The following is a 13,670-nucleotide window of genomic DNA, read 5'->3' as shown; positions in this document are numbered from 1 at the left end:
TATTTTAGCTGAACTTTCGCAATGTGGTTCGTCAATTTTTTTTCAAATTTCTAAGAAATTGACGAAATCCACTATTGAAAGCGTTCGCGGATCATTTTTTTGATCGTTTCCCGATCATAAGCGGTACCTAGTTCACTGATTCGATAAGTCGGTGTTTTCGTCTCGATAGCATAATTTGCCAAGATCAAGTCATATTCTTGTTCTGGGCGATAGCGTTCTACGACTACGCCATTCAAATTTTTGAGATACAGCAGCCACATGTAGTAGAGGGCTTCTTTAAACAGTTCATCCATTTTCAAAGCGATCCCGACGCGAAACTCCCGATTGATTTGATAATCGATGATCGTGATCACACTCAAGTATTTGACCATCGTCATCATCAACAAACTATTTTTATCAGATGGCTTGATATCAAGCTCTGCTAAAGCCTTATCCAATAGTTCGTGACTGATTTGCTGGATGTTACGACTGGATAGCTGCGCTTCTAACTGCCAAATATTTTCTCGATCAAAAACCTCCACATCCCCTTTGAAAAAATACACGCGGCTGTGGATCTGCAGCAGGTGACCATAACAAGTGGCTTCGATTTCACGGGGAACAAACGATGGGCGGTAGAGATGCAAAATATGTTCCAAAATCAAGGTATCCGTCAAGGCAGTTGGCGTAAACCGAGAACGCTGCAGCATATACACTTGCAGATCGTGTTCGGATAACACCGAGAACGACAGTAAAAAGACAAAGTGCAGCATCGCCTCCTCTTCTCTGACTTCTAATGCATAATGGCCAAACCCACGAAATACCAACTCCCGTAATTGCTGAAACAAAGGATCTTTCGTGTAGGGTACCATTTTCTCCCGTAAGACTTGAAAGGATTGAGTAGCAATTTTCAGTCGCGCCTTCATGATCCTCAGCCATAGGGACAAGCGCTGTTGGGCTTCTTTCGTGAAAGTCATGTTCAGACCTCGTGTGATCAGACCGACGTATTTTTCATCGATCGGCAGCGGCTGACTATCGAAAGAATGGACATACCAAAAGAGTTCAAAATAGAAATAACGAATTTGCGTTTCTTCCCCAATCAGCTTTCCTTGCCAGATCTCTAACTCGAATTCTGCTAGCAAGCCATTTAGCTCTTTGATTTTGCGAAACAAGGATGACTCGCTGACCGCTAATTTTTGTGCCAGCTGGACAGTGGTCACCTCTTGATGCTGCAAAAGATGCTCGAGGATTTGAAATTTCAATGCTGAACGATAAAACGCCCATTCGATTTGATTAAGGGAAAAAGTGGGACTCATTTCAAAGACCAGGACACCTTTTCGATAATACAACTGACACTGCTCTTGGTAGTGAGCCAGCTCATCTTGCAACTCCTCCACATATTTTTCCAAGGAAGGCTTACTGATGCCAAGATAGCTCGCCAGCTCGTGCAGTTCCATTTTTCCGCCCACCAGTAAAAGCTTTTTGAGCAGCTGCAATTGCTTTGCTTCTTTTTTTTCTAATAACTGATCAAGTCTCATCGGCATCACTTCCCGACCATAGAAAAGTTTCGTCGATTACATTAGTGAACCGTGGATGGAAGAAAAAGTCTTTTTGGGTCAACTCCTCCATCGTTGCCTGCTGCTCGATCGCAAACGCTAGTAAATTGATTTTTTCCAAAATATTGGCTTTTGATAAAAGCTGCGCACCAACGATTCGGCCGCTGGCTTGTTCGATCATCACTTTTCCATGAACCTGTGTTGGATCAAACAAGGAACTGGCGGCAGTAAACGTATGACAGACGATCGGAGATTCGAAGAAAAACCGATCCGACTCGGTCAAGCCGGTGCTTGCTAAGTACCACCCAAACAGTTGCGTACCGACTGTCCGCAATCCGCCACGAAACGGGATGGTTTTGCTTGCCAGATTGCGAGCTGCTGCGATCCCTGAGCGAACAGCATTGTTGACTAAGGGCATATAGACCGTATCTTTCGTAATAGCATTCGGAATTTGGATCAAATCGCCGACCGCAAAAATATCCGTGGCAGAAGTTTCCAAGTAGGCATCTGTCCAGATGGTTTGATCACTGTGTAATTCAAAGACCGCAAATGCCTCTGGCAAGCGAGGATGAACGTTGACTGTCGTCAATACCAGATCGCTTTCATAGCCTTGATCGGCGGTTTCGATCCGAAAGCCTGTTTCCGTTTTAACGACTGCCAAAGTTGGCTTGGACCAATGCAGCTGCAAGTTGGGGATTTTTTCGATCTCCGTTAAAAAGGGCTGCAAAAAATCGTGATCAAAGTACTTGAATAAAGGATATGACATTGATTCGATCACACTGACTTTTTTTCCGATCGCAGTCAAGGTATTCGCCGCTTCCATCCCCGCTTGACCAGCACCTACGATGGTAATCGACTCTGCTTGGGGCAATTGCTGCAAGAAATGCTTGGCTGCCTCATATTCCTTGTAGGTCAGTAGTGCTTCTTCTGGTTGTGGCAAAACAGTGGAATCTTGACTGGAGCCTGCTGCCAAGACGAGTCGATCATAACTAAGTTCTCGCTTATCCGTTCGAATCCGATGATCCGAAGGAAAAATCTCCAGAAGCGTTTCTTCTAAGGCAACGTCAATCGTTTCTGCCTCCAGCTGCTCCTTCGTACAAAAGAATGCTTCTTCCAGCGATGCGATCCTGCCTTCGATCAGCAATAACAAACCGCTTGGAACAAACCCAAGATGGGCTTTTTTTTCTATCAATAAAATCTCTGCGTCAGGGTATAATCGGCGTGCTTCACGGGCGCAGCTGACACCCCCAAAGGACCCGCCTATGATAATGATTTTCATTGGATCACCTCTCTCCCTTAGCTTAAATGAAACGCTCTCATTTGACGAGTAAAAAGCTATCAGGCTGACTATTTTTTTGTTAACTGCGGTAAAATAAATGAGACCTATGCTAAACTATACGCAAAGGAGTGTTCAAATGGTTTTCTTTTATCAATTCATGCTGGGATTGTTTGCCAGCATATTCGTTGCAGCGGCAGCATTCGTCTTTCAGTGGCTGACTGTTTCTGGCGCACTGGCTGCGATTCTTTGCGGCACACTGGTCATTGGCTTTGGTCCGTGGTACAGCATCTTTTTGATTGGCTTTTTCTTTGCCAGCTCTGGCATCATTGGTCTTTTAAAGAAAATGCGCAGTCAGCCAGAGTCAGCTGTGCTTGCCAAAGGTGCTCGCCGTGATGCAAAACAAGTCTTTGCGAACATCGCACCAAGCATCTTTGCGCTACTGCTTGCCTTTTGGACGAAAGAACCGCTATTCCTTTGGGGATTTGTGGCGGGAATCGCTAGCTGTACGGCTGACACTTGGGGCTCAGAAATCGGCGTGCTGAGTCCAAGTCCACCGCGTCACTTACTAACGGGAAAAAAATTACCACCAGGACTTTCCGGCGGTGTCAGTTGGTTGGGAACTGCCGCTTCCCTAGCAGGGAGTCTCGCCATCACTGGTTTATTCGCAACAGCCTTATGGTTGAACGGCAAGCCGTTCTCCTTTGATCTCTGGTTGACCTTGACTGCCTTAGGCTTTGGCGGTAGTCTTTTGGACAGCTTACTGGGCGCAACGATTCAGGTGCGCTATCAATGCCCTGTCTGTCACCAATACACCGAAAAAAAAGTCCACCACGACGTTGCCACCAAGCAAGTCGGCGGTCTTTCCTTTGTAACGAATGAAGGGGTCAATTTGCTGAGTTCAATAGTGATCGTTACTTTGACTGTGTGTTTCTTTTACTTAAAAATGTCTACCGCATCATAAAAAAAGCAGCAAAGCACCTCACTAATGTGAGGTGTCTTGCTGCTTTTTGACTCAATACCGATTAAGCAATATCCACTAAGCGGATCTTCGTGACATTTTTGTAGACAGACAATTCTTCGATCACTTCAGAAAAGCCTAGGCCTCGGGGGAGATCAATCGTATAAATGTTGGTATAAATGCGATAGTCTTCCATAAATTTGACATCAAAATTGACATCTTCGATCACGATATTTTTCTCTTGGAAGTACTCCGTCAAAAACTCTTTGGTCTCGGTGCGATGGATGTACTGGATCTCTAATTTTTTTGCTGTCGGTACGCGGACGATCCGCTTAACGATCGTCAATGCAAAGAAGATCCCGATAAAACTGCTTAATGCGATGGTGTAAAAGCCCATCCCGATGGCAATTCCTAAACCTGCGATCGCCCATAAGGAAGCAGCCGTCGTCAACCCCGTCACCGAGCGCTTCGTCACAATGATCGTTCCAGCGCCTAGAAAACCGACCCCGCTGACGACTTGGGCGATCAATCGTGCTTCGTCTGAACGAATCACGCCTGCTAAATCTGGATGATCCAGCGCATCTCGCATGGCACCTGTGGCGATCTCCACTTGGATCAATGCAATGACACAAGCTCCCATGCAAACCAAGATATGGGTTCTAAGACCAGCTGGTCGGCTTTTGTATTGCCGCTCGTACCCAATCGCTCCTCCCATGATCATTGCCAGCAGCAATCTCAGCGCTACTTCAGGAATGGATAAATGCATATCAACCATTTGCATCCCTCTTTTCTTCGTATTCTCTCTTTTAACTATAGCATCTCTGATGAAAAAAAGAAAAAAACAGCGCCGAATCAGTCAAATAAAAAAAGCCCCCTCAGAAAATAAGCAAGTAAGCTACAAACCATTGCTCGCAGCTGCGCTGGCGCTACTGCACAAGCGCAGGGGGAAGCTGCGAGGATGGCTCATTTTTCCTTCTGACTTATTTCTGAAAAGGGCTGATTTTGTTTTACAGGTTGCTGGCAGCAGCCTCATCGATGATCACGATCACGTCATCATGCTTTTGTAAAACAGAAGCCGGTAATTCGTTGGTTACGGGTCCTTCAATCATTTTTTGGATCGCATCCGCTTTGACTTCGCCAAATGCCATCAAAATGATTTTTTTGCTTTGCATAATCGAACCGATCCCCATTGAAATTGCCGTCGTTGGGACGTCTTCGACTTTATCAAAGTTGCGTTTGTTGGCATTGATGGTCGATTCAGTCAAATCAACGACTGAGGTCGTTCCTTCAAAAGATGCACCAGGTTCGTTGAAGCCGATATGTCCGTTTTGACCGATACCCAAGATTTGGATATCAACTGGGTGATCCGCAATCACGCTATCGTAGCGTTGGCATTCTGCTTCTAAGTCTTCCGCTTTGCCGTTTGGTACGAAGGTTTCTTTGAATGGTTTTTTATTGAATAAATGAGCATTCATGAAGTAGCGATAGCTTTGTTCGTCTTCGCCGCCTAGTCCTACGTATTCATCTAAGTTGACTGAAGTCATTTCTGAAAAATCAACTTCACTGGCAGTCATTTCTGCATAAAGGGTCTCTGGCGTGCTTCCTGTTGCTAAACCTAGCACCTTGGCGCCATTTGCCATACCTTCTTGAATCAATTCAAAAGCTTTCTTTCCGCCTTGAGCAGCATCTTTAACGCGAATAATTTCCATGATCAGCGCTCCGTTTCTATTTGGTATAGTCCAATAATACCACAGGTTGTGTTTGATTACAATAATTAGTCTAGACCAGATGACGATTTTTTCTCGGCAATCAAAAAAAGACGAGCTCTAAAATGCGCTCGTCTCTACTCGTATTCTACTTGTTTACCAATTTGTATAAACATCAATACCGCTATGACCGACACCTGTGTCATAGACTTTATAGGCACCTAAAGATGATTGACCAGTCGATCCTTTCGGTTGATTATCGCTGGCAACAACGATGTACCCATCGGCATCACGGATGGTTCCGTCTGATGCTACATGGCGACCAGGGATATTCAATCCGCCTCCTGGCAAGACTTTTTGTGAGTAGTACGATTCTCTCACACCATTGAAATAGTTGATCCCATCCACTGGATTCAAGACACCAGAACCAGCACCAGGAACGCTTGAACGAGTTTGACTCACGTTAGCAGTCGCTGTGGATTCACTTTTTTCTGTGCTTTCTTTCGTACTTGTTTCTTTGTTTTCTACTGATTGGCCATCGTTAGAAACCAACAATGTTTCGCCATCAAAAATCATATTTGGATTTTCGATGGAATCATTTAAAGCTAAAAGGTCTTCGACCGTTGTTTGATAAGTAGCAGCGATCCCAGATAGAGTGTCTCCTGGTTCGACAACATGGGTTTGTTCTGCTGCTGACACAACTGTTCCACCAACGAATAAACCAAATCCTGCAACAACTGTAAATGCAAATTTTTTCAAATGAAAAAACCTCTCTTTTGATTATTTGTCCCGCTATCGGGCACAAGTAAGAGAATAACATTACAATATTGCAGGAAGGTTTCAGAAATATTTTTCATTATCACAATTGTTAAACAGAAAGTTACAGGATTTTTATTCAAAAATGCTAAACTTACAATATTGTTATCCCTTTCGATGAGTGCTTTTAGTGGCCACATGCTATAGTGATGCTAGTAATGGAAAGGAATGATACCCATGAAAAAACTACTATTAACGCTTGGCGTTTTGATTATTGTCGTAGCCGGCTATTTCGGCTACACGTACTATGCAACAACGTATCGCGGCATCACGGCTTATGCTATCACACCCAACAAAGTCCCTGAAAAGACACAGACCTACAGCGATTCTGGTGAAAAAATCGATGGCTCTTTTACCTACAAATACACCTTTGAATTCGTAAAGAAAAATGGTGAAAAAGAACTCATGACCTATGACCTGACGGGCGAAAATGTAAAACCATTGGCTCCAAATACTTTAGTCAAAGCAGAAATCAGTAAGACCCGCATCATTTCTGGTCCCAATGAAGTCCCTCAATCAGAAGTCCCCGCAAAAATACTGTCTGAGCTGGAAACCTTTGACGAATAAGGACTTCTTACAAGAAACTTTCTACTTTTTAAGGTTCATTTTACTTTGACCGACTATGCTAGCTTTATACCAAAACTATTTTTCTTCCTCTTACCAGTCCTCGCCCGACTGGTATTTTTTGATTTTTCCCAATGGTCAAGAGTTACGCTTCTTATAGACAAAACCGCTCTAGCTTCGCAATGGTTTTTTTCTCAAACTTTGATCAAGCAGCTATTGATGATCGGAAATAAATAAAACCAGAATCAATAGGATAAACGCTAGTTTCATCATAAAAAAACCGCTAGATTGTTTATCTCTAGCGGCTTTTTTTGCGATTTTAATAGAGTTCCAAGTATTGTTCTCTTTCCCACTCGGAGACTGTTTGGCGGAAGGCTGCCCATTCTAATCGTTTTGCTTCGACAAAGTTGGCATAGATGTGTTTGCCTAAGGCGTCGATCATCACTTGGTCTTTGCGCAATGCTTTGATGGCATTGTGAATCGTTGATGGCAGATCTTCGATTTGTGCTTCTGCACGTTCTGTTTCGTTCATGATATAGATGTTGCGGTCGACAGCTGGTGGTGGTGTCAACTCACGTCTAACGCCATCAAGTCCTGCTTGTAATAAAACAGCCATTGCTAAGTATGGGTTAGCGGATGGGTCAACTGAACGCAATTCCAAACGCGTTGACAAGCCTCTTGATTCTGGCACCCGAATCAATGGTGAACGGTTGCGTCCTGACCATGCCACGTATACAGGCGCTTCGTAACCTGGCACTAAGCGTTTGTAAGAGTTGACGGTTGGGTTGCAGACAGCCGTGTAAGCACGGGCGTGTTCGATCAAACCGCCTAAGAAGTGATACGCTGTTTGGCTTAATTGCATTGGTCCTTCTTCATCAAAGAAGACATTTTCATCACCTTTGAACAAGGACATGTTGCAGTGCATGCCTGAACCGTTGATGCCGAATAATGGTTTTGGCATAAAGGTCGCATGCAAGCCGTGTTTACGAGCAATGGTTTTCACGACAAGCTTGAAGGTTTGGATGTTGTCACATGCTTCCACTGCATCCGCATATTTAAAGTCGATCTCGTGTTGCCCTGGTGCCACCTCATGGTGAGACGCTTCAACTTCAAAGCCAAGGCTTTCTAATTCTAATACGATATCGCGACGGCAGTTTTCCCCTAGATCGGTTGGGGCAAAATCGAAGTAGCCGCCTTTGTCGTTTAATTCAGTTGTGATTTCGCCTGCTTCATCTAATTTGAATAGGAAAAATTCGGGTTCTGGTCCAAGATTGAAAGAAGTAAAACCAAGGGATTGCATGTCTGCTAATGCCCGTTTTAAGTTGCCGCGAGGGTCGCCTGCAAATGGGGTGCCATCTGGATTGTAGATATCACAGATCAAACGAGCCACTTTGCCATGTTCACTTTCCCAAGGGAAGATCATCCAGGTGGACAAATCAGGATACAGATACATGTCACTTTCTTCAATACGGACAAATCCTTCAATAGAAGAACCGTCAAACATCATTTTGTTTTCCAGTACTTTATCTAATTGACTTACAGGTACTTCAACGTTCTTGTTCGTTCCTAAAATATCAGTAAACATCAAGCGTAAAAAGCGCACGTTCTCATCCTTTACGATTTGTTTGATGTCTTCGGCAGTTCTTTCAAATTTTGGCATAGTATCCCTTCCTTTTTCCCAATTCTTATTTTATATCACAGCAATGATCTACAAGTGCTCTACATTCGTGGACCTTTTTGCTGGTATGGCTGTTGTTGATTCAATCCACCTTGAGCCAAGAGTTCATCATAAAAAATTCGACGTACATCTTCATCGGTCAGCGGCGGTTTGTTCTTCGCTTCTTTTTCTTTGGCAACTTTCATTTCATAAACTCGTTTGATTCCCGCCATGTTCAGTCCATCGGAAAGATAGTCTTTGATCTCTAGCAAGGTATCAATATCATTCAGCGAATACATTCGTCGATTGCCATCGCTGCGTTCCGGGTGGATCAATTCTTGTTCTTCGTAATAACGAATTTGACGGGCGGTGAGATCGGTCAATTTCATGACTGTTCCGATAGGAAAGACTGACATTGAGCGCCGCAATTCTTTTTCCCGCATAACTTGGCTCCCCTCCGTTTCAATGATGCTGCGTAACTTTATGGAAACTATACCAATTCTTTTTTTGCGTGTCAACCCCTCATGTTAGAAAAAGTGACATGAATGCAATTTTTTTTGATTTTTCCACTGAGTCCTTGATTTGATCGCATGTTCAAGCAGTCCTTTTTCTGGAAGAAATGGTGCCTTAGCCAAAAATGTTCGGGTTTTGCACTTGAAGGAAGTCAAACCACTTATACTTCCATAATTTTGTCACCACAAAAAAAACGGTGCATCGGCTGCACCGCTTCTGTTTATTCTTGTTCTTGCGCCATTCTGCGTAGTGGATAGGTATCCTCCAGCGCAAATCCTTTGATATGATAGGTCTGTGTTGCTTCATCGAAGGCATTGCTCAACACTAGCGACTCCCGTTTTAAACGATTCAGCGCATTGCCTTCATAGGCTTGCAACACCAGATGATAAGGCTGCATGATCTGCATCAATTCCATTTTGATCGCCTGAGTCAAGCGCTCTTTGCCTTTGGTACTCTTTGCTGAGATCAAGACATTGGGAAAGAGCGTTGGGACAAACTGATCGGCGTCGATGCGATCCGCCTTATTGTAGACCGTCAACATCGGTAATTGGGTCAAAGAAAGTTCCTCCATTAATTTTAAGACCGTCTCCTCTTGCTGGACCCGTTCTTCGGAACTGGCATCGACGACATGCAGCAAGAAGTCCATGTTTTGACTTTCCTCCAGTGTGGAATGAAACGCATCAATCAATTGGGTCGGCAATTCTTGGATAAAACCAACCGTATCGGTAATGGTGACTTCGAATCCTTCTGGCATCCGCCAGCGTTTCGTCAAAGGATCGAGTGTCGCAAACAACTGGTCTTGCTCATACGTATCCGCACTGGTCAAAATGTTTAAAATAGTTGATTTTCCAGCATTGGTATAACCAATCAAGCCCATTTGAAAGACTTGGCTGTCTTTGCGCTTTTGGCGTGTCCGGTCTCGATGGGCTGCCACTTCCTTCAATTCCCGTTTGATGATGGTGATGCGGTTGCGGATGTGTCGACGATCGGTCTCCAGCTTGGTTTCCCCTGGCCCTCTCGTTCCGATTCCGCCCCCTAGCCGAGACATGTTCTTTCCTTGCCCTATCAAGCGTGGAAGCAAATAATCCAGCTGCGCCAATTCTACTTGCAGCTTTCCTTCTTTGGAACGGGCACGCATCGCAAAAATATCAAGGATCAGCTGAACGCGATCAATCACTGGCACTTCTAGCGCATCACCGATCAACTGGCTTTGCCTTGGTGTCAGTTCATGATTGAAGATCACTAGATCTGCTTCATGTGCTTCTGCCAACTGCTGCAATTCCGCAACTTTCCCCTTGCCGATCACGGTTTGTCGATCGACTTGCTGCCGTTTTTGCACCAGTGAAAAAACAACTTCACCATTGGCGGTTTTTGTTAAGCTTTTCAATTCTTTCATTGACGAATCAAAATGAAGATAGTTTTTCTCCGTTTCTACTCCGACAAGAATCACACGTTCTTGGCTCATCTTTTCTCCTCCAACCATTGGTCGATTTCTGTTTCAAGGGTACGTTGTTCTTCAGGTTGCCTCACTAAATCAATCCATCGGGGCTGTGCTCGGTTATTGAACCACGTCAGCTGCCGCTTGGCGTAGCGGCGTGAGTTTTGCTTGATTTGCTCAATGGTCTCCTCCAATGTGGCCTGCCCTTGAAAATAAGGCAAAAATTCCTTGTAGCCGATCCCTTTGGCGGCTTGCGTTTCTGGATACTGCAAAACAGCTTTTGCTTCTTCGATCAAGCCTTGATCCATCATCAAGTCCACCCGCTGATTGATTCGCTGGTATAACACTTCTCGCTCAGTGGTTAACCCGATCATGAAGAAATCGTACAAAGCTTGTGGTGTCTCTTTTGGTGCAGCGATACTTTCGCCAGTCGTTTCAAAAACCTCCAACGCACGAATCACTTTCCGCTCATTGTTGTAGTGGATCTTCGCTGCTGCCAAGGGATCGACCGCCTGCAGCTTTTGCCATAAAGCTTCTTTGCCGATGACTACTGCTTCTTGTTCGTAACGCTGACGAATCGTTGGGTCGCCTTCTTCTGCCCCTAAACGAAAGTCATACAAAAGCGCTTGGATGTATAACCCTGTTCCCCCTACAACGATCGGCAGCTTTCCTTGCTGCTGGATCGTCTCGATGGCTTCACGCCCCATTTGCTGGAAATCAGCGGCAGAGTATGCTTCCGTCATCCCCCGAATATCGATCAAATGATGAGGAATCCCTGCCATTTCTTCCTTCGTCACTTTGGCGGTACCGATATCTAACTGACGGTAAATTTGCATGGAATCCCCGCTGATGATCTCCCCATGGTATTTTTGGGCTAACTGGATACTCAAGGCGGTTTTGCCGACTGCGGTCGGTCCCACGATTACTAAGACTTTTTTCATCCTTTTGTTTCCTCACGGACCTGTTGCACAATTGCCCGAGCTTTTTCTGGAAAATCGGTGATGATCCCCGTCAACCCCAGAGCCAAGCAGGTGCGAATCGCCGCTTCTTCGTTGACAGTCCACGGACGGATCGCGATCGGAAAATCAGTTAAGACCGTTGCTGTCTCTTGAACCCAGCGATAGGCAGGATGAATTCCTTCGATATACTGTCGGCTGAGCGCCAACGGTGGTTTGTCTTCCCCGCGTCCCATAATAAAATCAAGGGTCGCATCCGGTTCGATCGCATGCATCCGATCCAAGGTCTCGATATTGAAGGAACAATACCAATGAGTGAAGGGCCATTCTTGGCTATTCAATAAGTCGGATACTTTGGCTTCGATTCCTTCATACTCATAATGATCGGTTTTTAATTCGATCGTCAAAATGCCACGATAATTCTTCGCTGCAAGTAAATCCAACACTTCTTTTAGCGTGGGGATTTTGGCGGCTTGAAATTCCTCAGAAAACCAGCTGCCAGCATTGAGTTCTTTTAGTTCAGCAACCGTCAGGTCACAGATCCGACCTTTGCCGTTGGTCGTTCGATCAACCGTTTCATCATGCATGACGATCAAGCCGCCATCTTTTGATAGATGTACATCTAACTCAATGATATCAGCTTTGACCCGCACCGCTTCCGCAAATGCTGGTAGCGTGTTTTCAGGTCGGTTGCCGCTACTCCCGCGGTGGGCAACGATTTGTACCATCATTCTTTCACTCCATTCTCACTCTTTATTTTACCATGGAATCTCCTAGAACCAAAAAGCCTCTGTTTGTTTCGATCCTCTTAATGAATAATAACGCTTTGTTTCGGTCAAAGAAAAACACCCTTACTATGATCGCAGTAAGAGTGTGTGTGATCAGTTAAAAAAGCGCAACCGTCGATACTCTGGTTTGGTTGCCTTAACCAAGGAAAACGGCTGATCAGTAGAATCAAATCGTTTTTGAAAAATAGGTCAACGGTTCGCTCGTCATGTTTTTCATTTGGGTTTTACGCTCATTGACCATTTCGACTAATTGATCAAGGAAATTTTCCATAATGATCCGACCGCCTTTATAGGTATACCCACCGATTTTAACAGTTTCCTCTGGGGATAAAATCACCCGACGTGTCCCGATTTTTTTGAAAAATTCTTCCAAGAAAAAATTCGGTAGATAAAAACTGTTTTGCGCCGCAAAAGATTGTAGATAGGCAAAATCATCGATGGTGATATAACAGTCGTCAAAGGCATCAAAGCTGACATACTCATCCATCAGCATGACCCGTTTTTGTAGAATCTCACTGATTTTTTGATTCAATAAAACCAACGTTTCGATTTCTTTGACTTTATGCTCCAACAAACGGCGTTGTTTTTCTTTTTGCTCCTCATACCGAATGCGTAAATTAAAAATGATGGTTACTAACAATGCGCCCACTAAGACGCCGATCAAACCTGCTATTGCTACTGCCATTCTTCGATCCTTCCTCATTCCTTTTTTCATATTGTATCATATTTGAAAGTTTCGCAAAAAAGATAACGAACTTTTTATTTGACCTTTCTTGACCTAATCGGTATACTATCTCTTAGATATTGAGAAAACTTTATGCTAAACTATATCTATAACGATTTTTAGGAGGACTATCACTATGAATTTAATTCCTACAGTCATTGAACAATCATCTCGCGGTGAAAGAGCGTATGACATCTATTCTCGTCTATTAAAAGACCGGATCATTATGTTGAGTGGTCAAGTAACCGATGACTTAGCAAACTCGATCATTGCTCAGCTTTTATTCTTGGACGCGCAAGATTCTGAAAAAGACATCTACTTGTACATCAACTCGCCTGGCGGAAGCGTTACTGCTGGTCTAGCGATCTTTGATACCATGAACTTTATCAAAGCCGATGTCCAAACCATCGTTATGGGGATGGCTGCTTCTATGGGTTCATTCCTATTGACCGCTGGTGAAAAAGGCAAACGCTTTGCATTACCAAATGCAGAGATCATGATCCACCAACCATTAGGTGGCGCACAAGGACAAGCAACTGAGATCGAAATTGCTGCCCGCCACATTTTGGCAACCCGCGAACGTCTGAACAAAATCTTGTCAGAACGTACCGGTCAACCAATCGAAGTGATTGAACGCGACACCGATCGTGACAACTTCATGACCGCACAAGAAGCCAAAGATTACGGCTTGATCGACGAGATCATGGAATCAAACAAATTGAAATAAGCTTGCATAAAA

General features: G+C 44.3%; 14 protein-coding genes. 3 read left to right on the top strand and 11 right to left on the bottom strand.

Annotation, left to right across the window (positions count from 1 at the left end; genetic code table 11):
- Positions 1–71: 71 nt before the first annotated feature.
- Together IGI72_RS03515 and IGI72_RS03510 are read right to left on the bottom strand one after the other, a co-directional pair.
- Positions 72–1,514: a helix-turn-helix domain-containing protein gene (locus tag IGI72_RS03515; protein WP_015509062.1), complete on the bottom strand. Its 1,443-nt coding sequence runs from the start codon at positions 1,512–1,514 to the stop codon at positions 72–74.
- The gene (locus tag IGI72_RS03510; protein ID WP_375806079.1) at positions 1,504–2,811 is read right to left on the bottom strand and encodes an FAD-dependent oxidoreductase; all 1,308 of its coding nucleotides are present in this window, start codon (positions 2,809–2,811) and stop codon (positions 1,504–1,506) included. Before IGI72_RS03510 ends, IGI72_RS03515 begins: the two co-directional genes overlap by 11 nt.
- 136 nt (positions 2,812–2,947) lie before the next feature.
- Here IGI72_RS03510 and IGI72_RS03505 point away from each other — a divergent pair, with 136 nt between their 5' ends.
- Positions 2,948–3,772, top strand: coding sequence for a DUF92 domain-containing protein (locus tag IGI72_RS03505; RefSeq protein ID WP_438753152.1), 825 nt, complete (start codon positions 2,948–2,950; stop codon positions 3,770–3,772).
- 61 nt (positions 3,773–3,833) lie between these two features.
- Here the strand turns inward: IGI72_RS03505 and IGI72_RS03500 are convergent, their stop codons facing one another.
- The 3 genes from IGI72_RS03500 to IGI72_RS03490 form a co-directional block, all read right to left on the bottom strand.
- Positions 3,834–4,544 (bottom strand): MgtC/SapB family protein, encoded by a 711-nt coding sequence (locus tag IGI72_RS03500; RefSeq protein WP_034858162.1) that lies wholly within the window; start codon positions 4,542–4,544, stop codon positions 3,834–3,836.
- A gap of 232 nt (positions 4,545–4,776) precedes the next feature.
- Positions 4,777–5,478 carry a glucosamine-6-phosphate deaminase gene (nagB, locus tag IGI72_RS03495; RefSeq protein ID WP_438753150.1) on the bottom strand — a complete coding sequence of 234 codons (702 nt, stop codon included), beginning with the start codon at positions 5,476–5,478 and terminating at the stop codon, positions 4,777–4,779.
- Between the two features lie 153 nt (positions 5,479–5,631).
- On the bottom strand, positions 5,632–6,234 hold the full coding sequence (locus IGI72_RS03490; RefSeq protein ID WP_074536355.1) for a LysM peptidoglycan-binding domain-containing protein: 603 nt from the start codon (positions 6,232–6,234) through the stop codon (positions 5,632–5,634).
- A gap of 234 nt (positions 6,235–6,468) precedes the next feature.
- Between IGI72_RS03490 and IGI72_RS03485 the strand changes: the two genes are divergently transcribed.
- The gene (locus IGI72_RS03485) at positions 6,469–6,858 is read left to right on the top strand and encodes a YxeA family protein (protein ID WP_005225168.1); all 390 of its coding nucleotides are present in this window, start codon (positions 6,469–6,471) and stop codon (positions 6,856–6,858) included.
- 316 nt (positions 6,859–7,174) lie between these two features.
- On the opposite strand, the gene glnA is transcribed toward IGI72_RS03485, so the two are convergent.
- The 6 genes from glnA to IGI72_RS03455 form a co-directional block, all read right to left on the bottom strand.
- A complete protein-coding gene (glnA, locus tag IGI72_RS03480) occupies positions 7,175–8,515 on the bottom strand; it encodes a type I glutamate--ammonia ligase (RefSeq protein ID WP_005225167.1) in 1,341 nt (446 codons plus the stop codon).
- A 59-nt stretch (positions 8,516–8,574) separates the two neighbouring features.
- The gene (locus IGI72_RS03475; RefSeq protein ID WP_005225166.1) at positions 8,575–8,955 is read right to left on the bottom strand and encodes a MerR family transcriptional regulator; all 381 of its coding nucleotides are present in this window, start codon (positions 8,953–8,955) and stop codon (positions 8,575–8,577) included.
- A gap of 290 nt (positions 8,956–9,245) precedes the next feature.
- The gene (hflX, locus tag IGI72_RS03470; protein ID WP_438753147.1) at positions 9,246–10,490 is read right to left on the bottom strand and encodes a GTPase HflX; all 1,245 of its coding nucleotides are present in this window, start codon (positions 10,488–10,490) and stop codon (positions 9,246–9,248) included.
- On the bottom strand, positions 10,487–11,404 hold the full coding sequence (gene miaA / locus IGI72_RS03465) for a tRNA (adenosine(37)-N6)-dimethylallyltransferase MiaA (protein ID WP_005225164.1): 918 nt from the start codon (positions 11,402–11,404) through the stop codon (positions 10,487–10,489). Before miaA ends, hflX begins: the two co-directional genes overlap by 4 nt.
- Positions 11,401–12,150 (bottom strand): glycerophosphodiester phosphodiesterase, encoded by a 750-nt coding sequence (locus IGI72_RS03460; RefSeq protein WP_438753145.1) that lies wholly within the window; start codon positions 12,148–12,150, stop codon positions 11,401–11,403. Before IGI72_RS03460 ends, miaA begins: the two co-directional genes overlap by 4 nt.
- Before the next feature lie 223 nt (positions 12,151–12,373).
- Entirely contained in the window at positions 12,374–12,892 is a 519-nt protein-coding gene (locus tag IGI72_RS03455) for a hypothetical protein (RefSeq protein WP_005231097.1), read from the bottom strand.
- A gap of 175 nt (positions 12,893–13,067) precedes the next feature.
- Between IGI72_RS03455 and clpP the strand changes: the two genes are divergently transcribed.
- The gene (gene clpP / locus IGI72_RS03450) at positions 13,068–13,658 is read left to right on the top strand and encodes an ATP-dependent Clp endopeptidase proteolytic subunit ClpP (protein WP_005225161.1); all 591 of its coding nucleotides are present in this window, start codon (positions 13,068–13,070) and stop codon (positions 13,656–13,658) included.
- Positions 13,659–13,670: the final 12 nt, after the last annotated feature.

It is taken from the genome of Enterococcus sp. DIV1059_2, assembly GCF_051713685.1.
In the GTDB taxonomy this organism is placed as follows: domain Bacteria; phylum Bacillota; class Bacilli; order Lactobacillales; family Enterococcaceae; genus Enterococcus_D; species Enterococcus_D casseliflavus.
This window is presented reverse-complemented; position numbering and strand designations above follow the sequence as displayed.